Source organism: Agrobacterium sp., from assembly GCF_032092815.1.
Taxonomy (GTDB): Bacteria; Pseudomonadota; Alphaproteobacteria; order Rhizobiales; family Rhizobiaceae; genus Agrobacterium.
In genome coordinates this window covers 156866-181414 of sequence record NZ_DAMDBP010000004.1, presented here as the reverse complement: position 1 = coordinate 181414, position 24549 = coordinate 156866, and the positions used below count along the sequence as shown (strand labels likewise).

24 protein-coding genes are annotated in these 24549 nt (G+C 54.7%); 9 read left to right on the top strand and 15 right to left on the bottom strand.

The features are described from left to right. Positions 1-104: 104 nt before the first annotated feature. Positions 105-1457 (bottom strand): oxygen-independent coproporphyrinogen III oxidase, encoded by a 1353-nt coding sequence (gene hemN / locus RT613_RS03655; protein ID WP_313613059.1) that lies wholly within the window; start codon positions 1455-1457, stop codon positions 105-107. A 206-nt stretch (positions 1458-1663) separates the two neighbouring features. On the opposite strand from hemN, the gene RT613_RS03650 reads away from it, so the two are divergent. Beyond that, positions 1664-1969, top strand: a complete 306-nt coding sequence (locus tag RT613_RS03650) for a DUF2249 domain-containing protein (protein WP_313613057.1) — start codon at positions 1664-1666, stop codon at positions 1967-1969. A gap of 70 nt (positions 1970-2039) precedes the next feature. Continuing rightward, on the top strand, positions 2040-2570 hold the full coding sequence (locus RT613_RS03645) for a DUF2249 domain-containing protein (protein WP_313613056.1): 531 nt from the start codon (positions 2040-2042) through the stop codon (positions 2568-2570). A gap of 108 nt (positions 2571-2678) precedes the next feature. On the opposite strand, the gene RT613_RS03640 is transcribed toward RT613_RS03645, so the two are convergent. After that, positions 2679-3911, bottom strand: coding sequence for an NnrS family protein (locus RT613_RS03640; protein WP_313613054.1), 1233 nt, complete (start codon positions 3909-3911; stop codon positions 2679-2681). Between the two features lie 228 nt (positions 3912-4139). Between RT613_RS03640 and nirK the strand changes: the two genes are divergently transcribed. From nirK to RT613_RS03625, 3 genes are all read left to right on the top strand, one after another. Continuing rightward, positions 4140-5282, top strand: a complete 1143-nt coding sequence (gene nirK / locus RT613_RS03635; RefSeq protein WP_313613053.1) for a copper-containing nitrite reductase — start codon at positions 4140-4142, stop codon at positions 5280-5282. Between the two features lie 109 nt (positions 5283-5391). Next, complete coding sequence (locus RT613_RS03630) at positions 5392-6309, top strand: formylglycine-generating enzyme family protein (RefSeq protein ID WP_313613052.1); 918 nt, start codon at positions 5392-5394, stop codon at positions 6307-6309. A gap of 157 nt (positions 6310-6466) precedes the next feature. After that, a complete protein-coding gene (locus RT613_RS03625; RefSeq protein ID WP_313613051.1) occupies positions 6467-7162 on the top strand; it encodes a Crp/Fnr family transcriptional regulator in 696 nt (231 codons plus the stop codon). 229 nt (positions 7163-7391) lie between these two features. Here the strand turns inward: RT613_RS03625 and RT613_RS03620 are convergent, their stop codons facing one another. The 5 genes from RT613_RS03620 to RT613_RS03600 all read right to left on the bottom strand — a co-directional run bounded on the left by RT613_RS03620 (position 7392) and on the right by RT613_RS03600 (position 12713). Then, positions 7392-8162 (bottom strand): ABC transporter ATP-binding protein, encoded by a 771-nt coding sequence (locus RT613_RS03620; protein ID WP_313613074.1) that lies wholly within the window; start codon positions 8160-8162, stop codon positions 7392-7394. 2 nt (positions 8163-8164) lie between these two features. Then, positions 8165-9019: an ABC transporter ATP-binding protein gene (locus RT613_RS03615; protein WP_313613050.1), complete on the bottom strand. Its 855-nt coding sequence runs from the start codon at positions 9017-9019 to the stop codon at positions 8165-8167. Next, complete coding sequence (locus tag RT613_RS03610) at positions 9012-9923, bottom strand: ABC transporter permease (RefSeq protein WP_313613072.1); 912 nt, start codon at positions 9921-9923, stop codon at positions 9012-9014. Before RT613_RS03610 ends, RT613_RS03615 begins: the two co-directional genes overlap by 8 nt. Before the next feature lie 8 nt (positions 9924-9931). Continuing rightward, entirely contained in the window at positions 9932-10996 is a 1065-nt protein-coding gene (locus RT613_RS03605) for an ABC transporter permease (protein WP_313613049.1), read from the bottom strand. A 121-nt stretch (positions 10997-11117) separates the two neighbouring features. Then, positions 11118-12713, bottom strand: coding sequence for an ABC transporter substrate-binding protein (locus tag RT613_RS03600; RefSeq protein WP_313613048.1), 1596 nt, complete (start codon positions 12711-12713; stop codon positions 11118-11120). Between the two features lie 125 nt (positions 12714-12838). On the opposite strand from RT613_RS03600, the gene RT613_RS03595 reads away from it, so the two are divergent. The 3 genes from RT613_RS03595 to RT613_RS03585 are packed head-to-tail and all read left to right on the top strand — an operon-like array spanning position 12839 to position 15622. Further along, positions 12839-13558 (top strand): GntR family transcriptional regulator, encoded by a 720-nt coding sequence (locus RT613_RS03595; RefSeq protein ID WP_313613047.1) that lies wholly within the window; start codon positions 12839-12841, stop codon positions 13556-13558. Beyond that, positions 13551-14471, top strand: coding sequence for a dihydrodipicolinate synthase family protein (locus RT613_RS03590; RefSeq protein WP_313613046.1), 921 nt, complete (start codon positions 13551-13553; stop codon positions 14469-14471). Before RT613_RS03595 ends, RT613_RS03590 begins: the two co-directional genes overlap by 8 nt. Before the next feature lie 11 nt (positions 14472-14482). Continuing rightward, on the top strand, positions 14483-15622 hold the full coding sequence (locus RT613_RS03585; RefSeq protein WP_313613045.1) for a mandelate racemase/muconate lactonizing enzyme family protein: 1140 nt from the start codon (positions 14483-14485) through the stop codon (positions 15620-15622). Positions 15623-15679: 57 nt separating this feature from the next. Here the strand turns inward: RT613_RS03585 and RT613_RS03580 are convergent, their stop codons facing one another. From RT613_RS03580 to RT613_RS03550, 7 genes are all read right to left on the bottom strand, one after another. Continuing rightward, positions 15680-16051: a TonB-dependent receptor gene (locus tag RT613_RS03580; protein ID WP_313613044.1), complete on the bottom strand. Its 372-nt coding sequence runs from the start codon at positions 16049-16051 to the stop codon at positions 15680-15682. A gap of 116 nt (positions 16052-16167) precedes the next feature. After that, a complete protein-coding gene (locus RT613_RS03575; RefSeq protein ID WP_313613042.1) occupies positions 16168-17247 on the bottom strand; it encodes a sn-glycerol-3-phosphate ABC transporter ATP-binding protein UgpC in 1080 nt (359 codons plus the stop codon). Continuing rightward, complete coding sequence (locus RT613_RS03570; RefSeq protein WP_313613040.1) at positions 17244-18071, bottom strand: carbohydrate ABC transporter permease; 828 nt, start codon at positions 18069-18071, stop codon at positions 17244-17246. The genes RT613_RS03575 and RT613_RS03570 overlap by 4 nt, the downstream gene beginning before the upstream one ends. Beyond that, positions 18068-18970 carry a sugar ABC transporter permease gene (locus RT613_RS03565; protein ID WP_313613039.1) on the bottom strand — a complete coding sequence of 301 codons (903 nt, stop codon included), beginning with the start codon at positions 18968-18970 and terminating at the stop codon, positions 18068-18070. Before RT613_RS03565 ends, RT613_RS03570 begins: the two co-directional genes overlap by 4 nt. A gap of 103 nt (positions 18971-19073) precedes the next feature. Next, positions 19074-20306, bottom strand: a complete 1233-nt coding sequence (locus RT613_RS03560; protein WP_313613037.1) for a sugar ABC transporter substrate-binding protein — start codon at positions 20304-20306, stop codon at positions 19074-19076. Positions 20307-20379: 73 nt separating this feature from the next. Next, positions 20380-21285 carry a sugar phosphate isomerase/epimerase gene (locus RT613_RS03555; protein ID WP_313613036.1) on the bottom strand — a complete coding sequence of 302 codons (906 nt, stop codon included), beginning with the start codon at positions 21283-21285 and terminating at the stop codon, positions 20380-20382. A 12-nt stretch (positions 21286-21297) separates the two neighbouring features. Beyond that, the gene (locus tag RT613_RS03550; protein WP_313613034.1) at positions 21298-22332 is read right to left on the bottom strand and encodes a Gfo/Idh/MocA family oxidoreductase; all 1035 of its coding nucleotides are present in this window, start codon (positions 22330-22332) and stop codon (positions 21298-21300) included. A 130-nt stretch (positions 22333-22462) separates the two neighbouring features. On the opposite strand from RT613_RS03550, the gene RT613_RS03545 reads away from it, so the two are divergent. Continuing rightward, a complete protein-coding gene (locus RT613_RS03545) occupies positions 22463-23476 on the top strand; it encodes a LacI family DNA-binding transcriptional regulator (protein ID WP_313613032.1) in 1014 nt (337 codons plus the stop codon). Between the two features lie 81 nt (positions 23477-23557). Here RT613_RS03545 and RT613_RS03540 read toward each other — a convergent pair whose 3' ends face one another. Next, positions 23558-24538 (bottom strand): TIM barrel protein, encoded by a 981-nt coding sequence (locus tag RT613_RS03540; RefSeq protein ID WP_313613030.1) that lies wholly within the window; start codon positions 24536-24538, stop codon positions 23558-23560. Between the last annotated feature and the right edge of the window lie 11 nt (positions 24539-24549).

The following is a 24549-nucleotide window of genomic DNA, read 5'->3' as shown; positions in this document are numbered from 1 at the left end:
CCAGCCCTTAAATCAGCCAAACCTATGAACCGTCCAACTTTATGGGGTCAGTTCAAATAGCGGGGCTTTTTCGTGTCGCGCTGTATGCCTTCGGTAGATAAGGGTCAGGCCGCTTTGCTATGCGTGCGACCCGACGAATGCAGATAGGCATCAAAACAGGCCGCGACGGCACGAATGATGAAGCGCTGATCCGGTTTGACACTGACGATGCCGTCTCTGATGTCGACGACACCATCATCTTCCAGCATGGAGAGCTGGCGATTGCCCTCCAGCAACATCGCAGCATCAAAGCCATGACCTGCAGCAATGCCGGCGACATCGGCGCGAAAATCGCACATCAGCCGTTCAATCAGATCGGCGCGCATCCGGTCTTCAGTGGTCAACCGATATCCCTTGACGGTTGCCAACTGGCCGCTGGAAATCTGCCGCGCATAAATACCGGGTGGCACTTCATTCTGCACATACCCGCCAGGCATGCGTCCGATAGCGGACGCGCCCAGACCGATCAATGTCTGGCAGGCATCCGTCGTGTAACCCTGGAAATTGCGATGCAGACGCCCCGCCTTTTGTGCAATCACCATGTCGTCACCGGGCAATGCGTAGTGATCGAGACCGATACGGATGTAACCCGCCCGTTCAAGAGTGGCAGCAATGGCATCGGCCTGCTCGGCCCGCGCCATGGCATCTGGCAGAACTTTTTCATCAATCAGTTTCTGATGCTGTTTGAAGCTCGGGATATGCGCATAGCCAAACACCGAAAACCGGTCCGGCCGCATTTTGATCGCGGCCTTGGCCGTGGCAATACAGGACGCCACGGTTTGATGGGGCAAGCCATAGATCAGGTCAAAATTAATACGTGCAACCCGGGCAGCTCTCAGCCTCGTGACGGCCGCCTGCGTCTGTTCTTCGCTCTGGATGCGGTTGATGGCCTTTTGCACGATAGGGTCAAAGCTTTGCACTCCAAGGCTTGCACGCCTGACACCGCCCTCACCCAGCGCAACCGCCATGTTGGGCGTCAAGGTTCTGGGATCGATCTCGACAGCCATCTCGGTTGTCTTGTCAAAAACGAAATTTCTGCCCAGCAATGCAATCAACCGCAGGAACTCCTCCGGCTGCATGATGGTGGGTGTACCACCGCCAAAATGCACATGGCCAACCTTCAGACGACCAGATGTCCGCGCCCGCACCAGATCAATCTCCGCATGAAGGACGTCGAGGTAATCAAGGATTGGTTGGTCGCGGCTGGTGATCGTGGTGTGACAGCCGCAATACCAGCACATCGACCGGCAGAACGGAATATGCAGATAAAGCGAGACTTTATCCTGCGGTGGAATTTCAGTAATCCAGTCCGAATAGGTTCCGGCCCCTATCGAGGCCGAAAAGGCCGGTGCAGTTGGATAACTGGTGTAACGCGGCAGTCGCGCTTCGCCGTATTTCTCGATAAGCGGCTGATGCATGGGGCACTCCTTTACGGTTACAAATGTGCCCGTATCCTGCCCGTGAAGAATGCGCCCTTCTTTGCGTAAAAGCGCATACATGACAATTTTCAGATTTATTTGAGCCGCGTCAACGTTGCCCGCTGTGACAATAGGTAGCTTCCGGGCTGCTCAAGCGGCTGCCGCACGCACGAGCAGTCCTTGTTTTGCGGCAATGGAAACAGATTATGTCCGAAGCTCAACCCGTTACCAACATTGATGTCAGGGTCATTCCGCCACGTGAACGCCATCCGCAGATTTTTGGTGCTCTTGGCGCATTAACCGCCGGCCAGTCGCTGCAGATCACCAGTGATCATGACCCGCGCCCGCTGCTGTACCAACTGGCCACCAATTTCCCTGGCGAGTTTGGCTGGGAATATCTCGAGCAGGGTCCGGAAGTCTGGCGCCTTGACATCAACCGTATGGAAGGTGAGAGCGAAGGCAGCGAAGAAGAGCATTCCGGCTGCGATTGCTGCTGCGGATCAGATCATTAAGGTCAATCCGCTTTCATGCTAGACGTCTCTTAAAATCGGCAAAAGCTGTTTCAAAGATAAAAGGTGAACCATGAATGGCATGATGAAAGAACTGGATCTGCGTCCACTCTTGCGCAGTGGCATCGAACCATTCCCCGCCATCATGGAGACTGTGGCATCGCTGGCTCCGGGTGAAGGTTTGACGATCATGACAACCTTTCGCCCGGTGCCATTGTTCAATGTCATGGCGCGGCGCGGGTTCGATCATCTGGAAAAAGAGCTTGGCAATGGTGAGTGGGAGGTCCAGTTCATTCCGCATAAAAAAAGCGAAGAACTTTCCGTTTCACCAACGCTGGTCCATGATGCCGCGGAACCGGAAGCATGGCCGGATCCCAGCGAATATCTTGATCTCGTCGAGTTGGCTCCACCGCTGCAAATCAAGCGGCTGACGGAAGCCACCAAGAGCCACCCTCCGGGTTCGGTCATTTTTGCCGTCATGCAGCAGGAACCGGTTTTTCTCTATGCGGACCTGATGTCGAATGGCCATCAATGGGCAGGAAATTTCGACGAAGGCCGTACAGCATTCCGAATGTTCATCAGGGTTGGTTTGCCACCGAACTGACAGCGCAATCTCGGAAACAAAGCAGACCTCCATCAAAATGCCCCGCCTGTGACAACAAGCGGGGCATTTTCTTTCGTTCAGTCGAAAAGATGAAATGGCTGTGAACCGTCAAGCCTTCAGAGGTTTGCGCTCACGGGTCAGGATCGGCCCAAATTCGATGCAGAACAACAGAAAACCGACGATCCACAGGGCGCCCGAGCAGGCATAAAGATGCATCATGGCATCCGGGAAGGCTTCTGCGGCTGGTCTCAGCACTGCACTGCCAATCAGCGCCAGATAGGCGGCAACCGTCATCTTTGTTGCATGCAGCTTGCGACCGGTGTGACCAAGGCTGGCGCGGGTCATCACCGCCAGCATCATGCAGGAAACGACACCAACGGTGAAGATATGCAGCACCGAACGAGCATCCATCACCTCATAGACACCCAACGCGATGGCCATGAAGCCGAGTGGAATGAAAGCGTAAGCCATATGCAGAACCACCAGCAATTGTTCTGGCCACGTCGCCCAACCGCGCCAACGCACCAGTCTGACCGCATGCATGAAACCGGCGATAACAGCAACAATGGCCGTTAACGGGCTCTCCGGCGCGAAAGTCCAGCCGCCAAGCGCGGCGACCCCCGTTAAAATCGCCGCCGTATCGAAGTTATTATAAGGAACAGGAAAGTCTGTGCGGCCAGACTTGTTGATCCAGTTGCGGGTAAAGCTTGGCACGATACGCCCACCGACAATCATCACCAGCACCGTGTAAGCCGAAACCGCAAGCCGTGTGGCAACATGGCTATGATCACCGCTGATCGCTGCGTAATGAAAGACGATATTGGCGGCTGAAAGCGCCAGCAGCCCCGCCAGCACCTTCAAATCTTTCCATTTGCGCCCGGCAATAACCTCTCTTGCGCATATCGCCAGCAGGGCTGGAAGAAACAGACCATCGATCACCGCAGCTGATGTCATGCCAAACAGATCCGGCACAAGGAAGATCAACCGTCCCAAACACCACAAGCCGAACAGCAGCACCAGTGGCACCCCGGACACCGGCAAACGGCCTGTCCAGTTCGGTACGGCTGTCAGCAAAAATCCGGCAAGTACAGCCGAGGCAAAACCAAACAGCATTTCATGGGCGTGCCAGTTCTGCGCACCATATTCGCCGCCGATCTGGATGAAACCGCTCAATGCGGAGATCCACAAGACCATGGTCACGATTGCCCAAATCGCCGCCGCCAGAAAGAACGGGCGGAAGCCATAGGAAAAAATGACTGGTCCGGTGCGTGACAAACCTCTTGGAACTCCGCCCTTTGGACGGGCATGTCCGTCTTGCCGGATTGTTTCTGTACCACTCATGATATTGCTCCTGGGATTAGCCTTCGTGGTGAATTCTTGACATCTGTCTAACCACCCCTGGCCACCCCGTCTTTGCGAACAGGCAAAGACCGCGACACCCCCAGCCAAAATGTCGCAGCCGTCAAAACGGGCTCTTTGTTCCATCTCAAATTGTAATTCGCGAGTTGCGCTAATAACGATCACGACAGGGCCAAGCAAGGCTTGTCCTATCGGAGAAGGAGAAACCCGATGACTGACAACTTCAACATCACACGCCGGAACATACTGGCTAGTGCGGCTTTTGCTGGTGCGATGGCACCTGTCATCGGCGCAGCAACCGCGCATGCAGCAGGTGAAACAAAGACCGCTGAAAAGGCTTTGACACCCGCCGAGATTGCGGCATTACCTCGCGTTAAAGTGGAATTGGCGAAACCACCTTTCGTGCATGAACACACCCAGAAAGCTGTCGGCGGACCAAAAATTGTCGAGTTCACACTGACCATCGAAGAAAAGAAGATGGTGCTGGATGACAAGGGTACTGAAGTTCACGCCATGACATTCAATGGCTCGGTTCCCGGCCCGCTGATGGTCGTTCACCAGAACGACTATGTCGAATTGACGCTCATCAACCCTGACACCAACGAGCTTCAGCACAACATCGACTTCCACTCGGCAACAGGCGCCCTTGGTGGCGGAGGCCTGACAATCGTCAACCCCGGTGAGAAGGCAATCCTGCGCTTCAAAGCCACGAAAGCTGGCGTCTTTGTCTACCACTGCGCACCTCCCGGTATGGTGCCTTGGCACGTGACCTCGGGCATGAACGGCGCCATCATGGTTCTCCCACGCGAAGGCCTGACGGATGGTCACGGCAAGGAATTGGTCTATGACCGCGTCTATTACGTCGGTGAGCAGGATTTCTACGTGCCACGTGACGAAAAGGGCGCCTTCAAGAAGTACGACAGTGCCGGCGATGCCATGGTCGACACACTGGAAGTCATGCGCACGCTGACCCCAAGCCATATCGTCTTCAACGGCGCAGTCGGTGCCTTGACCGGTGAAAATGCTCTGAAGGCTGCCGTCGGCGAAAAGGTCCTGATCGTCCACTCGCAGGCCAACCGTGACACCCGTCCACACCTGATTGGTGGTCACGGCGACTATGTCTGGGCAACCGGCAAGTTCCGCAACATTCCTGATGTCGATCAGGAAACCTGGTTCATTCCAGGCGGCACGGCAGGTGCAGCATTCTACACCTTCGAGCAGCCAGGCATTTATGCCTATGTGAACCACAACCTGATCGAAGCCTTCGAACTGGGCGCGGCCGCTCACTTCAAGGTCACTGGTGACTGGAACGACGACCTGATGACTGCGGTTCTCGCGCCATCGAGCATCTGACATGACAAACAGCCAAGGGACCGGAGAAAATCCGGCCCCTTGGCCCACCCCGTGGGTGTCCTGAATACCAGCTGCACATATTCACGACTGATGGCGCAAGGAGATTGCTATGACCGCGCTTCGTCTAAAACCTGTCTCGCCAACTCTCTCGATTGCGATTCCGCTATCAATTATTGCGGTGCTGACCGCAACAGCAGCTTTCCAATCGGGCATCATCGATGCAGACAGCACACCCGTGGCAAGTGTTGACGCACCACAAACCATTGTCATTCCAACCGGCACATTCAGCTATCGTGAAGACGGCGAATATTTCAAAAACGGTTATGCCGTTGATGCGCCAATGCGCACCGTGACGATGAACCATGCACTGACAATCATGAAATATCAGGTGTCGGGCAGCGACTATAATCGTTGTGTTGCTGATGGTGCCTGTCCTTCGCCCGAGCCCGGCTTTCCCGTTGCGCTTGACGCGAAAACACCGGCAACCGGCATTAGCAACGACGACGCAAAAGCCTATGCGGCATGGTTGAGTGCTCGCACCGGCGACGTCTGGACTTTGCCAAGCGATGCGCAATTGGCTTTCGCCGCTGGCTCGATCTTTCCTGATGAAAAGCTGGATGTCGATACGGATTCGGCCAACCCTGCCGCACGCTGGCTGGCAGACTACGAACGCCAGACCAGCCGCAAAGCCTCGAGCAATCCAGTTCCGCAATCATATGGCACATTCGGTGAGAACGAACACGGTCTGTCAGATTTTGGCGGCAACATCTGGGAATGGACGGCGACCTGCAGTCGCCGTGTCAATCTGGATGCCAGCGGCAATGTAACAAGCGCCGTTACCTCGTGTGGCATTCCTGTTGCGTCGGGCAAGCACCGTGCAGCGCTTAGTGGTTTTGTGCGCAATCCAAAGGGCGGTGGCTGTGCAGTTGGTGTACCTCCGGACAATCTCGGCTTCAGGCTGGTCAAGGATACGCGCTGGTATGCACCACTTGCGGTGAGATTACGCAACCGTGGTTGGTCGGTCTAAAGGGGCGACAACCTTTCCACAACACGCAACACGTGCTAAAGACGGCGACGAAACAATAGGAAATTTTTAACAAGACTACTCCTGCCGTCCCCGCTAGATCAGAAGCGTTGACTGCCGCAAAAAAAAGCGGCGACAGGGTGTCTGGAGAGGACATCTGGTGAAGATTGACCGCAGCGTCATCCGGGCTTTGCCTTTGTTCGGAAAACTGTCGGACGATGAGCTAGACAAGCTTCTAGCCCACGCCAATTCCAGGCTTGTGCCAACGGGTGAAGCGATATTCGAGCAAGGCCAGGCAGCGTCACATTTTTTCCTGCTTATTCATGGTCGCCTGAAGGTCACTCAGGTTACGCAGGATGGTCAGCAGATCATCGTGCGGGTTGTGCATCCGGGCGATCTCTTCGGTTTTGCCAAGGCTTTGCAGCGTACGGATTATCCCGGCACTGCCACCACAGCCAGTGAAAGTGTCATCCTGTCCTGGCAGACCGACCTGTGGCCGCAATTCGTTGAACAAAATCCGTATCTGGCGGTTTCTGCCATGCAGACTATCGGTCAACGACTGGAAGAAGCCCATACACGCATTCGCGAAATGTCCACGCAGGAAGTGGAACGCCGCGTCGCGCATGCCGTTCTGCGCCTGTCGCAACAGGCCGGCCGCAAGGAAAGCGAAGGCATCCGTATCGATTTTCCAATATCCAGGCAGGATATTGCCGAGATGACCGGCACGACTCTGCATACTGTGTCACGCATTCTCAGCAACTGGGAATCCAAGGGGCTTGTACAGGGCGGCCGCCAGAAACTTCTGGTCTGCAACATGCCAGGGCTGACGCAACTTGCCGATGGTGCGCGCGAGTAACACCATCGGCTGATCACAAAAACAGCTGAGGAGACGTAATGCTCTCCTATTCGAATTTTTGTGACAATATTCAAAACAGGCGTAGGGGCATCCCGAAAGACTTTGGCGCTCTTTGGAGAACCCAGAGCATAGATCTGCAGCCACTTATACTCTGAACGTTACAGTCAAAAATCGCTAAATTTTCGATGATCCAGGCTGCTGTGATCGTATTGGAAAGACCGCGGCCGTGTTACGCCGAAACACGTGCCCTCTGGGGCGGCACATATCCACGACTGCCATCCATCAACACACGCGTGTAGGGATGGTTCACATCCCCTTCGATGAGCTGGCGTTTTTCGGCAACCTCGACAAAACAACCGTTCTGCATAACGGCGACCCTGTTACAGAGGTGCGCGACCACTGCCAGATCGTGACTGACAAGAATATAGGTCAGTTTCTCGCGTTCGCGCAAATCTTTCAACAGGTTAAGGATCTCAGCTTGAATGGACACATCCAGTGCCGATGTCGGCTCGTCGAGCAAAAGGATACGCGGTTCCAGGATAAGGGCGCGTGCAATCGCCACGCGTTGACGTTGGCCACCGGACAGTTGATGGGGAAAACGATAGCGGAAGTTTTGCGGTAATCCTACATCCGCAAGGACCTTTTCAATCCGTTGCTCACGACGATCCCTGCCGTGAATCTCCAAGGGCTCCATCAAGGTTCGGCCGATAGTGTGGCGCGGATGGATAGAGCCAAATGGATCCTGAAACACCATTTGCTGGGTAGCAAGTTGCGATTTTGAACGCTTCTGGCCAATCACCTCACCATTGATGGTGATGGAACCCGTCCATTGTCTGTTACGCCCGGCGAGCGCACCGAGAACGGTCGATTTCCCGCAACCGCTTTCGCCAACCAGCCCGAATGTCTCGCCAACTGCAATGTCGAAAGAGACATCATTGACCACCTGTAACAGGGTATCTCCGCTGCCGTAAGAAACCTGCAAATGTTCGACTTTAATCATGCTCATGAGCGGTTCTCCAGCCATGCCGGATCGCGGCGCAAGACCTCAAGCCTGTCTCGCGGATGTTCCAAGCTTGGCAATGCATTGAGCAGGCCCTGCGTGTACGGATGGCGTGCATTGTCTAGATCTGCGGCCGCAATCGTTTCCACGATTTGCCCCGCATACATGATGATGACCCGATCACAGAAACTGCGCACCAGATTGAGGTCATGCGAAATGAACAGCAGGCCAATGTTTCGCTCGACCACCAATTCATCCAGGATCGAAAGAACCTGCTGACGGACCGTAACATCAAGTGCCGAGGTTGGTTCATCGGCGATGATCAGTGACGGTGACGCAATCAACATCATGGAGATCATGATGCGCTGACCCATGCCACCGGAAACTTCGTGGGGATAGAGATCAAACACCCGTTGCGGATCGCGGATATTGACCCGTTCCAGCATGGCAAGCGTCCGTGCCCGTGCTTCTTTTTTTGAAACATGCTCGTGCAGGATAACCGTTTCGGAAATCTGTTCACCCACGGTCATCACAGGATTGAGCGAATATTTCGGGTCCTGCAGGATCATCGCAATGCGACGCCCGCGCACCGAAAGCATCTGCTGTTCGCTCGCCTTGAGCAAATCAACGTCTTCGAATTGCATTCGGTCCGCTTTAATCAGCGCGTGCGGTGGCTGCAGGCGCATGATGGCGCGGCCAGTGGTGCTTTTTCCGGAACCGGATTCGCCGATGATACCGACTTTCTCGCGGCCGACATCAAAGGAGACGTTACGCACAGCCGTAACAACACCCGAAAGCGTGGGAAATTCCACCGACATGTTTTTAACGCTGAGGATCGTATCTTTTACATCAGCCATTTCGTGGATCCAGAATATCGCGCAGGCCATCGCCAAGCAGGTTGAAAGCGAGGCTGACTATGAGAATGGCAATGCCTGGAATGGTGGTCAGCCACCAAGCATCAAGCAGATATTGCCGGCCAGACGCTGCCATTGCTCCCCATTCCGGCATCGGCGGCTGGGCACCCAGCCCGAGGAATCCGAGGCCGGCTGCCGTCAGGATAATGCTCGACATGTTCAACGTTAGACGCACGACAACGGACGGTGCGCACAGCGGCACAATGTGACGCAGAAGAATGCGCATCATTCCAGCTCCCTGCAGCTCGGCTGCCACCACAAAATCCGCATTTCGGAATGTCAGCGTCTCGGCACGCGCAAGACGAGCAATCGGCGGCCAAACGGTCAGCGCAATGGCAATCACCGCGTTTTCGATGCCCGGCCCAAGGCTTGCCGAGAAGGCAAGCGCCAGAACAAGGCTTGGAAAGGAAAGGAAAATGTCGGTGATCCGCATCAACACCACATCCACCCATCCGCCGAGATAACCTGATGTCGCACCAATCATGAAACCAATGGGTGCGACGATGATTGTCACCAGGATGCTGATATAAAGTGTGGTGCGCGCGCCATAAACAAGGCGAGTATAGACGTCGCGACCGAATTCATCGGTGCCAAACCAGTGCTGCCAGGACAGCGGTTGTAACGCACGCGACAAATCCTGATCATAGGGGCTATAGCTGGTGATGGCGGGCGCTAGGGTCGCAACGACAATCAGCGCCAACACCACCAAAAAGCCGGTAAATGCCAGCGGATTGGCGAGTAGTCCAAGCCACGCCACATAGGCTTTGTGCAATCGTGCCTGACGAGAAGACTTAAAATCTTCGCTGATCAACCAGTCATGCAGAGAGTTCAAAGATCCATTTTTCATCATGGCAATCACCGTGTCCGTGGATCGATGAAACGATAGACAATATCCGACAGAAGATTGATCGCGATGGAGATAAGACCGATCAATAGAACACTGCCGAGCACCGCGTTCATGTCAGCAAAAAACAGCGCCGACGTCAGATATTGACCAAGCCCCGGCCAGGCGAACACCGTCTCGATCAGCACGGTGCCATCCAGCAGTCCACAATAGGCCAAGGCCACGACGGTCAGCAGTTGAACACGGATGTTACGAAAAGCATGGCGCCAGACGACGGAGCGTTGCCCCAACCCCTTGGCACGGGCGGTCAGGATATATTCCTGCCGCAACTGTTCCAGCATGAAGCTGCGGCTCATGCGGCTAAGATAGGCCATGGCGGCATAGCCGAGAATAAGGGCTGGCGCGATGACGTGATGCAGGGCGCTAAAGAACACCTCCCATTCACCGGCCAAGACGGAATCCAGCAACAAGGACCCCGTGGGGCCTTCAACCAGCCCTTCATTATAGATATCGATGCGCCCACCACCGGGGATAAGACCGAATTTTGCGTAAAACACCAGGATGACAATGGTACCCAACCAGAAAATCGGCGTCGAATACCCCATCAGCCCGACAACGCGCCCGAGATGATCAACCCAGGTTCCCTTGCGGACAGCTGACACGACCCCCAGCGGCACGCCAAGCCCTGCCCCGATAATCGTTGCCAGCGTCGCAAGCTCGATCGTCGCAGGAAAGACCCGCGCCAGATCGCTCGAAACGGTGTTTTTCGTGATGTGAGACTGACCGAAATCCAGCCGAGCGACATTCACCAGATAGGTGCCAAACTGCTCGTAAAGCGGGCGGTCCAGTCCCATTTCCTTGTAGACGCGTTCATATGTTGCCTGATCGGCCTGATCGCCAATAGCTGCAATCACCGGGTCGGCAGGAACAAGACGGCCGATAACAAAGGTTATGACAAGAAGCCCCAACAGGGTTGTCAGGATCACCGCGAAAGACGTGGCGATTTTTCGGACTGCGGACAGCAGCTTGCCGCTGCTGCCCGGTACGCTTGTGGCGGTTGCCTGGGAGGAGTTCAATTCGGAAATCCTTGCTGGAGCCTAGTCCACACAAAACACCACAGGCGACTGTTGGACTGTCTTCATCTGAAAGAATTCAGAGAGCCTGTCCAACCAGTCAGACAGGCTCCCTGAAAAAGAGTTATTCACCCTTCGTCACAGTGTCCCAACGGGTCAACCACGTGGAGTGCCCGACATAACCTTTGACTTCCTTGCGAACCGCCTTGGCATCTGTTCGCTGGAACGACGTGACCAATGCCGGAGACGCTTCAAGATAGGCTTTGTTGATCTTGCCATAGAGCTCGGCGCGTTTTGCCTTGTCGGTTTCATGCGCGGCGGCAAGAACCATGTCCTGAATGTCCTTCGGCACATCCCATGCCGAACGCCAGGCAAGCAGACCGGTCAACTTTGCTTCATCTGCATTGTTGGCATTTGTGGCGTAGGAAGCGAGAACCGCATGCGGATCCGGCAAACGTTCACCTGAACGGGCAGAAAACACTTCGAAAGCCCTCTCGCGGAACTTGCCAATGTGGTCACCACCCTGCAAGTCCAGCTTGATACCAGCCTTTGCAGCATTGGCCTGAAGCGACTGCGCCACCTCATATTCCGGCGTTACCGGCGTCGCATAATAGGTTTTGGAAAAGCCGTCTGGATAACCGGCCTCGGCCAGCAACTGTTTGGCCTTTTCAATGTCCAGTTTGTAGGGATTTTCCGTCATTGCGCCCGGCAGACCAGCAGGAATAACGCTCTGCTGCTTGATGCCGTAATATTTCATGACCGTCGACGACAGGCCGTCATAATCGATGAGATAACGAAATGCTTCGCGCACTTTGGGCTTGGAGAGGATTTCATCCTTTTGGTTCAGCGCCACATAATAGAAACCGAAACCGGGTGTTTTTTGAATATCAACCTTACCGCCCGCTTCCAGTGCTGCCAGATCGGTTGAGGAAAGACGCGTTGCGACATCCATGTCCCCTGCATCGATCTGCAGACGCTGGGCAGAGGATTCCGGCAGATGGCGTAAAAGCACGCGGCGCATGGCAGGAGCACCCTGCCAGTAATCCGGAAATGCCTCAGCAATCAGGGTTTCGTTAGAGCGCCACGAACGCAATGAATAGGGACCGGAACCCGCGTCCGCGGTTTGCAGGTAGGCACGCCCCATATCGCCATCTTTTTCTTTGTCGGCAAGGAAAGTGCTGTCGAGAATGGAGGTGGAGAAGCTGGCCAAAGAAAGCAGCAAAAGATCCGAGTTCCAGACCTCATTCGTTTTGATTTCAACGGTCTGGCCATCGGTTGCGCGGATCAGACTATCGACATTGTCAGCCGAAAAGCCCCATTGGCGCAGATCGGTGGACGGCGCCAGCCCAAGCTTGACCAGACGGCGAAGTGACCATTCGACATCCTTTGCGGTGAGCGGGTTGCCCGAGTGGAACTTCACGCCAGAGCGGATTTTGAAGGTAAATGTCTTGCCATCTTCAGAGACAACCCAGCTTTCGGCAAGCCCCGGCTGCGGCTCATTGATCTTGTCGGCCGGCAGAACAATCAGTCGCTCGTAAAGATTGGCAACAACTTCCGCCGCCTCCAACTGGTTCAACTCGTGCGGATCAAGACCACGCATCGACGACATATTGGTCGCAATAACGAGCTGATCTTTAGGGGTTGCTGCCAGCGCGGCAAAAGGCAACGCTGCCGAAAGGGCAACGGCGCCGGCAAGCGTCAGAAAATGGCGTCTCAACATGCTCTTCTCCTCCACAACGAGGCTCCTCAACCTCTGAAATTCAGAATTTTCATATCGACATCGATCTGAAATCTGGTATATCAGATCTCACAAGTTCAATAACACGTCAACAGGATTTTGCATCCATGGCCGTTCTGCCGGATCTTTCATCGACACAGGGACGCATCGAGAAGCTGGACCCACAGCTGCAGATTACAGTGCGCGATCACGTCCATCGCATTTTGCGTGGGGCGATCATTGCTGGTCGTTTTGCACCCGATCAAAAGGTCAATGAACGCCAGCTTGCAGAGCAATTCGGCGTCAGCACCACCCCCATCAAGGAGGCATTGCGGCAGCTCGAAGCAGAGGGGCTGGTGCAGGCCTTGCCGCGACGCGGCGTCATCATCCGTTTCAACATGGGCTGGGCGGAAGAAATGATCCTGGCACGTGCGGCCCTCGAATCGATGATTGGCCACCTCGCCGCCCGGCGCATGTCAAAAGAAGCGGCGACGGAGTTGAAGGCGACTGTTGGCTTGATGGAAGTCGCCACATCAAGCGGCAATGTTGATGATCTGATCACACTCAACGAGACATTTCATGACCAGATCCATCAGGCATCGCGCTGCCAGTATCTGGCAAAGCTGATTGAGCGTCAGCAATTTTATGATGCCAGCATTCGCCGTGTCATCCACTCGGATATAGCCGAGCGCGAAAAGGCACTTCGTGAACACAGTGCCATTGCAGAGGCAATCATCGCCGGAGATGCGGAACGAGCGGAGAAGCAGATGCGCGACCATGTCGTGCGTTCAGGCGAGACGTATCTGGCAATCGTTTTCGGAAACAGGGAGGACACCAAGGGTGAGTGAGAAGCTTGAAATCGTAAGAAAGGCGCTGACCGGCATATCCGGTGTACCTGTTACACCCTACCATGCGGATGGCAGCATTCACGTCGAGAAACTCGACGCACTGATAAAGGGGCTTGCTGCAGCGCGTGTGCATAATCTGATGGCAGCCGGTAATACCGGCGAGTTTTTCACGCTGACGATGGATGAAATTCGTCTGGTACACCGCACGACAATCCGCGCGGCCAATGGCAATGCGCTGGTCAGTGCAGCTGTCGGTCGTTCCCTTGCGGATGCAAAAGCACTGGCAAAAGACGCAATTGCCGAAGGCGCCGACGCCATCATGGGCCACCATCCAATGGACCCGTTTGCAGGCCCTTCCTATCAGGCACGTTACTTCCTTGAACTCGCGGACTATTCCACCATTCCGGTCATTGCCTATGTGCGCAGTGACAGTTTTTCGGTGGCAGACTTCCGCGAAATGGCCATGCATTCCAACATTGCCGGCATCAAATTTGCCTCGTCCAATCTCATGTTATTGGCCGACATCATTCGTTCCACGCAAGATGCCCCAGCCATCTGGGTTTGCGGCCTTGCCGAGGGCTGGGCTCCGGCATTTTATGCGCTCGGCGCCCGCGGCTTCACGTCAGGCCTCGTCAATGTGTTTCCGCAGCGTTCGCATGCCATTCATACAGCTCTGGAATCCGGCGATTACGCCACGGCACGCCAATTGATCGATGGAATTGCCGGTTTTGAATCCCTGCGCACCAAATACAACAACGGCGCCAATGTCACCGTCGTCAAAGAGGCGCTTGGCATGCTCGGCAATGATGTTGGCCCGGTACGCCTTCCCGGCGTCGTATCGCTCAATGAAAGTGAACGCGCCTTGCTGCGCACTGTCATCGATCGGGTCAGCAACGAGCAGCGCGCAGCCTGAGGAGAGACGACGTGCATATTACTGGCATAAAAACATACATGCAGCGCGTCGATGACCGGCCACGTCTGCTTTTGAAGATTGAAACGAGTGAGGGCATTTCTGGCTGGGGTGAGTGCTACAACCACGGGCCGGACTGGGCCTTGCCCCCACTTTTAGACTATCTGTTTCATCAGATTGAAGGTGAGGATCCTCGCCGGGTTGAATATCTGGTGCTAAAGCTTAACCAGCAGTGCCGTTTCCCACCGGGTGCTCTTGGCCTCGCTGCGATTTCGGCGATTGATCATGCCCTGTGGGATATTGCCGGCAAAGCTGCTGGTCTTCCAGTCTATATGCTGCTGGGCGGCAATGTGCGTGATCGTGTCCGGGTCTACTGCGGGGTTTACACCGCACCAGATGCGGAACATGCTCGTGACCAGACCATGAAACTTCACGAAGATTATGGTTACACGGCATTCAAACTCAGCCCTTTCCGTCGTGATCTGCACGCCGGTCGCTGGGGTGAACTGGTGAGAGAGACCGGCGACTGGTTCGGCAAAATCCGCGATATCACACCATCAGACTTTGAGTTTGCCTTTGATGCACATGCCAAGATTTTCGAACCCTATCAGGCCGTGCAGTTGGCCGCGGCCATCGCTCCCTACGATCCGCTGTTTTACGAAGAGCCAATCCGTCCGGAACACATCCCCGCCTGGACTGAACTGAAATCAAAGGTCACAGTGCCGCTGGCAACGGGTGAATCGCTCTACTCACGTTTCGAGTTCCTGTCGCTTCTGTCCGCGCGAGGGGCCGACATCATCCAGCCCGACATTTGCGTCGTGGGTGGTGTGAGCGAAATGCGTCGCATCGCAGCCATTGCCGAGGCGCATTATGTAACCGTCGCACCGCATAACCCGATGGGCCCATTGGCCACTGCCGTCAATATTCACTTCTGCGCGGCGCAGCCCAATTTCAAGATCCTGGAATTCAAACCGCATGTTCATGCGCCATGGGCACTCGATCCCTACATGCCCGTCGATGGTCATATGGAACTGCGACCCGACCGACCGGGCTGGGGCATCGAAATCGATGAAAAAGCACTGGTGAAGGAAGATTATATTCACTGGGAGCGCAAGATCACCCGCAAACCGGACGGTGCGACCGCTTACCCGTAAAAGACCAGAAAGTAATGACGCATGGCTGTTTTGACGACAGCCTTGCGTCCAATAGTTTCAGAACACCTTGGTGACTGACACGGCAAAGGTGCGACCTCTGCCCTTGTAGTCAAAGATCGTCTCATACGCGAGTGCACCATAACGTCCCTTGGCACGAGAACCCCAGACCGTGTTGTACTCCTTGTCGAACAGGTTATGCACACCAAAACGCAGCGTGGTGTTTTGTTCGTCGAAGCGGTAAGCGCCAGTCAAATCAAACAGGGTGTAACCTTCGATTTCCTTGTTGCTCGCATCTTGCAGACTGAACACGTGCTGGCCGGCAAATTTTAGGTTCAGATTGTCATGTGTCCAGCCGTGATCAATTTTGATGCTGCCGCTGGTCTCCATGCCATAAACACGACAATCCTGATTGAGAACGCGGATCGCCATTGCGCTTCTATTAAACGAGATTGACCGCTCGAAAAACAGCAGTTCCAAACAGAAAGGCGCCGATTGTCCGGCGCCTTTGTCGTTTTGTCATCCCTTCGATCACGCAGGTATTGTAGTCAGACCGTCAGATCAATGCGCTGTTCGGTGCTCGCATCGAAGACATGAATATTTTGCTGATCGAAGGTCAACCGTATCATCCTGTCGGAGTTCAACTGCGAGCGGCCATTCAAAACCACAACGATTTCCGGGGAGGTTGCGGTCGTCACATAGGTCATCGCACCCGTGGATTCGATGGCTGCGACAGGAATGTCGAACCCTGGCGCATCAGGTGCGGCGAGTGCAAGATGTTCAGGACGAAGGCCAACGAGCACATCCCTGTCCGGTACCATTGGGTGCTGGAGCGCAACGCTTCGCGGGCCAGCGAGATCAAGTAGCAACGACTTACCATCAGTCGACGACCGGGCCGGAATGAAGTTCATGGCTGGAGAACCGATAAAACCAGCGACAAAGCGGTTCGCAGGTCGATCATAGAGATCGAGCGGCTTGCCCTGCTGTTCGATAATACCACTGCGCATCACCACAACATGATCGGCCATTGTCATGGCCTCGACCTGATCATGGGTCACATAGACGGATGTCGCGCCAAGTCTGTCGTGCAGCGCGCGAATTTCCTTCCGCATATGGACACGCAACGCCGCATCGAGATTGGAAAGAGGCTCGTCAAACAGGAAGGCCTTGGGGTGGCGAATAATCGCCCGGCTCATCGCCACACGTTGACGTTGACCACCCGACAACTCCCTTGGGTAGCGATGAAGCAGATCAGAAAGGCCGGTGATGGCTGCAACCTCTTGCGCGGCTTTTTTTGCCTCCGCCTTCTTCACGCCCTTGATCTTCAGACTGTAGGTGAGGTTCTGCTCGACTGTCATATGCGGGTAGAGCGCATAGGACTGAAATACCATGGCAAGATCCCGCTTTCTGGGCGGCACATCATTCATGCGTTCGCCTGCGATCACCAAATCACCGCTTGATATGCCTTCAAGCCCGGCCAGAGACCGAAGCAGCGTCGACTTGCCACATCCGGATGGGCCGACCAATGCAACAAATGCACCTTTTCGGATCGACAGATCGATGTTTTTCAAGGCGTGATAGGCGCCGTAATATTTGTTCACGCCGGAAAGTTCGATTTGCTGGGTCATTTGAGAGCTCCCGAAGTCAGGCCGGAGACGATGCGGCGCTGCAAGAGTACGAAGATCGCAAGGATCGGCGTTACATACATTGTCGCGTAGGCCATGATATTGTTCCATTCGCTGGTGTTTGGCCCCATGAACGAGTTGAGACCAACGCTGGCCGGTTGCAGACTGACGTCCTGGATTATCGACTTGGAATAGACGAATTCGCCAAAGGCCTGCATGAAGATAAGAATGGCGCTGACCAGAATACCGTTGCGGGCGAGTGGCAGGACGATGTGGAAAAACGCACCGATGCGTGAATTGCCATCGACAAGGGCTGCCTCCTCCAACTCGATCGGAACCGCCATGAATGTGGCGCGAACCAGCACCACAAAAAACGGCATGCTTTTGGCCGCAATTGCCAGGATGACGGCAAGGCGCGGATAGTCGAGCAATCCAACTTGAGTGAACCCAACGAAGATCGGCGTCACCATCAGCGAGGCCGGCAAGACCTGCAACATCAGGATAAGGAAAAGACCAGCATCGATCCAAACATTCCGATATCGGGCCAGAACGTAAGCACAGCCCGTGCCCAGCACGGTGATCAACGCAACGGAACCAAAGGCGATGAATGTCGAATTCCACAGGTAACGGCCCATGTTGCGGCTTTCCCACACATAGACAAACGTTCCCCATTGCGCCGAAGACGGCCAGAAACTTGGCGGATTGGCAAACATTTCCGAGCCGCTCTTGATGGCGGTAATATACATCCAGTAGAGCGGAAACAGGTAGATCGCTGCCATAATAAGAGCAATCACCAGCATCAGACGATTACGGTTGGTCTCACTCATCCGCGCACCTCATGTCGTGTCGAACGTACGTAAACGGCGGCAGCAAACATTACGAACACTGTCATGATAACCGAGATCGTCGCACCGCGACCGAAATCATACTGACGGAACGACAAGTCCCATGCCCAATATTGGGCGACGTTGGAGGAGTTATTGGGACCACCATCGGTAATGGCCGCGAACAGGTCAAATTGTTGCAGTGTGAAAATCAAACCCAGCGAAATAATCGCCCCAATCGTCGAACGCATCATCGGCAATGTGATTGTCCAAAAACGGTGCCAGGCGTTGGCGCCATCCATCTCGGCCGCCTCATAGAGATCACCGGGAATGGCAGACAACCCGACCGACAGCAGGATCATATTGAAGGAAGTGCCAAGCCAGATATTGGCGATGACAACGGCCCATAGAGAAAAATCAGGATCAGAGCGCCAGAAGATGTTGCCGCCAATCAGACCGCTTTCTCGCAGGAAAAAATTCAACACACCAAAGTCCCCAGAGAGGATCCAGTTCCAGATTGCACCGACAACAAGGCCTGGCATGACCCAGGACACAAGAAACAAGCCACGTAACCATGTGGAGCCCGGAAACCCGGTCCAGAAAAACAAAGCGAGGCCAAAACCGATAATGAATTGTCCTGCAATAGACCCCACCACAAAGATCAACGTATTGGTGAGAATGGGCCATGTTTCCGGCTGCTTGAACAGGGCGACATAGTTGTCGAAACCGACAAATGGCCTGATGAAGCTGCCGAGACTGAACATGTCCACCTCCTGAAAGCTCATCAGAATATTGTAGATCAGAGGCAGTCCAGCCAGCGCGAACAGAAATGCAAAAGGTACGCCAACGAGCATAAGGTCGAAACCGCGGCCATCGCTGATGCTGGAGAGTATTCGTTTCATCAGAACCTCATTTTAATCGCTTTGGACTATCCGGCATAGCAATGCCGGATAGTTTTGGTCGGGGAGGAAACGAAATCTGTGGCAATCGCCTGGAGGCAGAAAATCAGCCTTCGATCGCCTTGATTTTGTCAGCAGCCTGATCAAGCGCAGCCTTAGGGTCCATTTGCCCGGTCAGCGCGGCCTGAATAGCATCCTGAATTGCCTTGGAAATCTTCGGCCATTCAGGTGACGGACCGCGCGGCTGCGCATATTTCAACTGCTCTACAAAGGTTTTCAGTGCAGCGTCCTTCACCGGATTACCAGTGGGTGGCACCGGCAGATCGGCGCGGGCGGGTAACTGGCCGAAATCCTTGTACATGGTGGCGTCTTTTGAAGCGAAAAACTCCAGTGCCTTGAAAGCCTCGTCCGGGTGCTGGGTTTTCGAGAAGATCGCCCAGTTGTAATCCCCCATGGCCGACGAGCGCTGCGCGCCTTCCTGAGGCACCGGCAACAACGCGGTTCCCCATTCAAATTTTGCATCACTCAACATGCGATCAATTTCCCAAGGACCAGAAATGGCCATGGCGGCATTGCCCGCATTAAAGGTTGCAGTTGAATCCCACTGGCTGCGCGTCAGCGTATCGGGCGACGTCAGTTTTTCATCCAGCAATTGTTTCCAGATGGTCAGGGCGCGCACGGCACCCTCGCCGTTGATCGCCTTGTAGGATGATCCCCCCATCTGCGCCCATGGCAGAAACTGGAAGGTTCCTTCTTCGTTGGCCTTTGCCGAAAACGTAATGCCATAAACATTCTTCGATGGGTCATTCAGCTTGCGAGCCGTTTCCACCAGCGCATCCCATGTCTGGGGTGCTTTTTCCGGGTCAAGCCCTGCCGCCTTGAACAGGTCCTTGTTGTAATAAAGCGCAATTGTATTGGTGGCCTTCGGCACCCCGTAATATTTATCATCCCAGGTGACTGACTTCAGAGGTCCAGGGAAATAGTTCTCCGGCTTGATCTCTGTCGATCCTTTAATCTTGTCGGTCAGATCAAGAAACGCCCCGCGTGATGCAAACATCGCGTGATTGGGGTTGTCGATGGCGATGATGTCAGGCGCCTTTCCGGTCGAATAGGCGCGCATCGCTTCACTAACCACGTCGTCAAACTGAATTTGGCGATATTCAATCTTGATACCGTTATTCTGTGCGTTGAATTCCTTGATCAGATTGGGTGCGGGCTGAATATCGCGGTCCAGCGACCAAAGGGTCAGCGTCACGTCTTCAGCTTTCGCCGAAAAACCGACAAGCGAAGTACATGTCATGGCCAATGCAATGGCAATCGAATGCTTTCGGATACCCATAGTTCTCCTCCTTCGGGTTATCTTCACGTCACCTTGCCGATTGCCCGCCTCCTCAGACAATCGGCCACTCCTGTCAGGTCGGATCGACGACGAAATCGCCTCCTCGTGCCTGTTTCAAATGGTTGAGGGCATGGACCTGACCGGTCATCTCAAGTGCATCGCGGTAGACAGGGTCATGCCAACCTTCAATGTCGATGGAACCGGACCAGCCGGCGAGACGCAGTTCAGAGATAATATCGGTCCAGTTGCTGTCGCCGAAACCGGGTGTACGCATGAAAACGAACGGGTGTTTTCCAAAAATCCCGTGCTCACGAATGACATCCCAGCGAATGGTGGCATCCTTGCCATGAACATGGAAAATCTTGTGCGCCCATTTGCGGATCTGCGGCAGCGGATCGATCAGATAAACCATCTGATGACAAGGCTCCCACTCCAGACCGATATTATCGTCAGGCGTTTCATTGAAAATCAGTTCCCAGGCGTCTGGATTATGGGCGATATTCCAATCACCGGTTGCCCAGTTGCCATCCATGGCGCAATTTTCAAAGGCGATTTTAATGCCCTTGTCGGCGGCACGTTTGGCAAGTTCGCTCCAGATTTCCCTGTAACGCGGCAGGCTTTCCGGCAATGGCTTGTTTCTGATGCGGCCGGTAAAACCGGCGACGCAAGTCGCACCAAAATGATGGGCATTGTCGATGCAGTCTTTCCAGCCCTGCAGGGTCTGCAAATCCAGTTCGGTTTCCTCAAGCGGATTACCGAACATGCCGATCGTCGACATGGTGATATCCCTGTCGCCGATGGCATCGACGCATCGTTTTCCAAGCTCGGCAATATCCTGACCATTGGTTGTCTGCCAGAAAAACGGCTCGAAACTTTCAAACCCCATATCCGCGATCTGCGAAATGCGCTGGGCAGCCTGCCCCTTGGTGGCGCTGACCATTGTACCAACGCGGATGGAATTTCTGCTCTGCTCGCTCATTATGTCTTCGTCCTATGCTGCAAGATCGACGGATCGGCCAGTCCGGGCACTTTCGATTGCCCCGAACACCATGGCCAAGCTCTTGATATTGTCCTGGCCATCCGTCTCTGATGGTTGGCCAGTGCGGATGGCTTTCAGAAAGTCGGCGATGACGCTGGCATGACCATGAGTTTCCTCTTCACGCGCCGGCGGTAAAACCTCTACCGGCGTGAAACCACGCAACAACCCATCTTGCGTGCCCGCGACAGACGCCTTGAACGTCTCTTCGCCATCCCAGGTCAGCATGCCCTTGGTACCAACAATGCGCCACGCGCTTTCCCAGCTTGTCCGTTCCCCTTCCGCGCACCAGGATCCACGATAGGTAAAGACCACATCATCAGACAGCTGAAACACGGCATTGGCGGAAGCACCATGGGCATACCAGGAACCCCGGGGGTTTGTTTCCAGGCAATAGACAGAAAGCGGCTGTTTGCCTGAGACATATCGGGCAGCATCGAAGGTGTGGATCGCCATATCCAGAAGCAGCACATTGTCCATTTTTTCACGGAAACCGCCAAAATGCGGACCTATGAAAAAGTCACAATGAATGGCGGTGATGTCGCCGATCACACCGCTTTCAACGAAGCGGCGCATACGCCGCACACCTGATATAAAACGACGGTTTTGCACCACGGAATGGATCTTGCCAGCGGCCTTCGCAGCTTCAATGAGATCGGCCGCCTCGCTCATCGAGCTGGACATCGGCTTTTCGCTCAACACATGGCAACCATGTGCCAAGGCAGTGCGGACAACCGGATGACGGGCCGCGGGAATGACGACATCAAACACGATATCAGCTCTGGTCTGTTCCAAGACCTCACCCAGGTCTGTACCTGTGACAACAGCACCTAATTTGAACTCATCTGCAAGTGCGCGGGCGACATTCTGATCAAGGTCAACAAGGCCGACCACCGATAGCGCATCCCGCAAATCCGGTGTGGATTGAACCGCACGAAGCCATCCCTTGGCCATGGCTCCACAGCCACACAATACGACGTTGTATGTCAAGATTATCCTCCCTGAGACGTCTGGGTTTTCGCCCTCCAGCAAAAACCGTAAACGTTTACGGTAACTATGGACATGTCTGATTTTTTGTCAATACTGTTTGCTGAAACGATGATGGAAGACGGATTACAGCATGAAGGGCATTCGCCAACTGGCCGAACATCTCGACATATCGATTGGCACTGTATCGCGTGCGTTGAACGGCAAGACAGATGTAAATCCCAAGACGCGCCAACGTGTTCTAGAAGCTGCGGAAAAACTGGGTTACGTCGCCAACCAGTCTGGCCGCTCTCTCCGCAAGGGTTCCACCGGCGTCATCGGCTTCATGATGCAGACAGGGCCGGAAATTACCGGTCAAGGCGACACGTTTTTTATGAGCGTCTTTGATGGCGTGCAGACGGTCTTGGCGCGCCACAATCTCGACCTTGTCGCCCTGCTTTGCTCCTCATCCGAAGATCCCGATGCCTACCTGCAACGCACCGTGGCACGCGGTTTTGCCGATGCCATCATTCTGTCGGCAACCCGCCGCAACGACGCTCGTTTCGAACTGCTGGATCGGCAAAACATTCCGTTCATTTCGCTCGGCCGCAGTCTGACCGACGTTGGCCAGCCATGGATCGATCTGGATTTTGAAGGCATGGCTGAAACCGCCATGGAACGCCTCATCAAGGCGGGACACACGGATATCGGCGTCGTCTGGCCGCATGGCGATCTCAATCTTGGTTATCTCTTCATCGAGCGATGCCGCGAGGTTCTGGACAGACATGATCTGACGCTGCGCGACGAATACATCTTCCGCGCCCGCCCCAATGAGGCTGGCGGTTATGCAGTAGCGCAGGAAATCGCCGCCCGGCCGACCCGCCCGACCGCTATTACTCTGGTCAATGAAACGCTGGTGACCGGCCTCTACAAAGGCCTTGAAGAAGCCGGCATCAAACCGGGAAAAGATATCGCCATTATCGGCCGCCACAGTCCACACACCCAGTTTCTGTCACCGGCGTTGACCGGCTTCAGCCTTTCGCTGCACGATCTCGGCATCTGTCTAGCCGAGAGCCTGCTGTCGGTGATGCCTGCCTACAAGGAAATCTACCCATCCACCTATCGCCGTGTCTGGCCGATGACCCTGATCGAGGGAGAAAGCGGCTAATTGTTGCCCCACATGAAACGTAAAAAGCCCGACCTTACGGCCGGGCTTTAATCTACGGAAAGCGAGATTAAAGCAGCGCTATCACATGGCGCCGAACAAAGCCTTCTGGGCGATCTTCAATGCACCAATGGCGTCGTGGCGGCTCTGCGCTTCCTTCAATGCGTCAATGTCGAGCGCATCCAGACCCTTGTCGGCAGCCTTGAGGAAATCAATGGCATGGTTGGCCGTTGCAACGCTGTCTTCACGGAACGGGAACTGGTCCAGCTGCCAGACGCCTTCCCACTTGTTCTTGCGAAGCACGTAGAAAAACTCAAACAGTTCAATTGGATGAAGGCTACCGGCAACCAGATCATCATCCCATGAGCGATAATTGTCGTTGACGTCCATACCGAACAGGCGACCGTAATCGATAGCAAGCTGCGCGCTATCTGCCGCAGACTCACCGCCCATGATGGCGTGGCCAAAATCGAGCAGAATGCCAACATTCGGCAGGCCGATTTTCTCGATACCGAGCAGTGTACGCGCCACAGAACCAAAGCTCATGCGAACGCGGGGTTCACGCGGTTTGTATTCGATCACGAACTTTAAATCCGGATTTTCGCTGGCGAGCTGGCCAACGCCGTCAAGCGAGTGCTTCCACAACGTGCCGTAATCAACCTGGAACGGGTAATCCCAGCCATCCTGACCCGGCCAGAGCTTAACGTAATCCGCACCGAAGTAACGCACCTGATCACAGGCTTCCGTCACCAGTTCATGGGTGCGTCTGCGAACGCCGGCATCCGGGTTGGTGAAGGATCCCTTGACGAATTCGCGGGTATAGATCTCTGGTGTGATACCGATGACACCCAGCTTGTTGCGATCCAGCGCCGCCTTGACCTGCTCATTGGAAAAATCACCACCAAAGAATGGGTAGTTGATATCGACAACCGAAAGATCAGCAACCTGGCCCGCCAGGTCAATCGCTTCGATAACACTGCGCGGTGTGCCGTATCCATCGGTGGCATAACGATCGAGATAGGTGGCGAAGTGCCAGATACCGGCACCAAAACGTTGTGTTGTCATAGGTTTCCTCC

Bases quoted from the DNA above. Each gene is read 5' to 3' on its own strand.
- RT613_RS03570 (WP_313613040.1), bottom strand. From the start codon at position 18,071: ATGAGTGAGACCAACCGTAATCGTCTGATGCTGGTGATTGCTCTTATT.
- RT613_RS03610 (WP_313613072.1), bottom strand. From the start codon at position 9,923: ATGAAAAATGGATCTTTGAACTCTCTGCATGACTGGTTGATCAGCGAA.
- RT613_RS03575 (WP_313613042.1), bottom strand. From the start codon at position 17,247: ATGACCCAGCAAATCGAACTTTCCGGCGTGAACAAATATTACGGCGCC.
- RT613_RS03640 (WP_313613054.1), bottom strand. From the start codon at position 3,911: ATGAGTGGTACAGAAACAATCCGGCAAGACGGACATGCCCGTCCAAAG.
- nirK (WP_313613053.1), top strand. From the start codon at position 4,140: ATGACTGACAACTTCAACATCACACGCCGGAACATACTGGCTAGTGCG.
- RT613_RS03555 (WP_313613036.1), bottom strand. From the start codon at position 21,285: ATGAGCGAGCAGAGCAGAAATTCCATCCGCGTTGGTACAATGGTCAGC.
- RT613_RS03645 (WP_313613056.1), top strand. From the start codon at position 2,040: ATGAATGGCATGATGAAAGAACTGGATCTGCGTCCACTCTTGCGCAGT.
- RT613_RS03540 (WP_313613030.1), bottom strand. From the start codon at position 24,538: ATGACAACACAACGTTTTGGTGCCGGTATCTGGCACTTCGCCACCTAT.
- RT613_RS03545 (WP_313613032.1), top strand. From the start codon at position 22,463: ATGAAGGGCATTCGCCAACTGGCCGAACATCTCGACATATCGATTGGC.
- RT613_RS03615 (WP_313613050.1), bottom strand. From the start codon at position 9,019: ATGGCTGATGTAAAAGATACGATCCTCAGCGTTAAAAACATGTCGGTG.
- RT613_RS03600 (WP_313613048.1), bottom strand. From the start codon at position 12,713: ATGTTGAGACGCCATTTTCTGACGCTTGCCGGCGCCGTTGCCCTTTCG.
- RT613_RS03595 (WP_313613047.1), top strand. From the start codon at position 12,839: ATGGCCGTTCTGCCGGATCTTTCATCGACACAGGGACGCATCGAGAAG.
- RT613_RS03630 (WP_313613052.1), top strand. From the start codon at position 5,392: ATGACCGCGCTTCGTCTAAAACCTGTCTCGCCAACTCTCTCGATTGCG.
- hemN (WP_313613059.1), bottom strand. From the start codon at position 1,457: ATGCATCAGCCGCTTATCGAGAAATACGGCGAAGCGCGACTGCCGCGT.
- RT613_RS03650 (WP_313613057.1), top strand. From the start codon at position 1,664: ATGTCCGAAGCTCAACCCGTTACCAACATTGATGTCAGGGTCATTCCG.
- RT613_RS03580 (WP_313613044.1), bottom strand. From the start codon at position 16,051: ATGGCGATCCGCGTTCTCAATCAGGATTGTCGTGTTTATGGCATGGAG.
- RT613_RS03620 (WP_313613074.1), bottom strand. From the start codon at position 8,162: ATGATTAAAGTCGAACATTTGCAGGTTTCTTACGGCAGCGGAGATACC.
- RT613_RS03565 (WP_313613039.1), bottom strand. From the start codon at position 18,970: ATGAAACGAATACTCTCCAGCATCAGCGATGGCCGCGGTTTCGACCTT.
- RT613_RS03560 (WP_313613037.1), bottom strand. From the start codon at position 20,306: ATGGGTATCCGAAAGCATTCGATTGCCATTGCATTGGCCATGACATGT.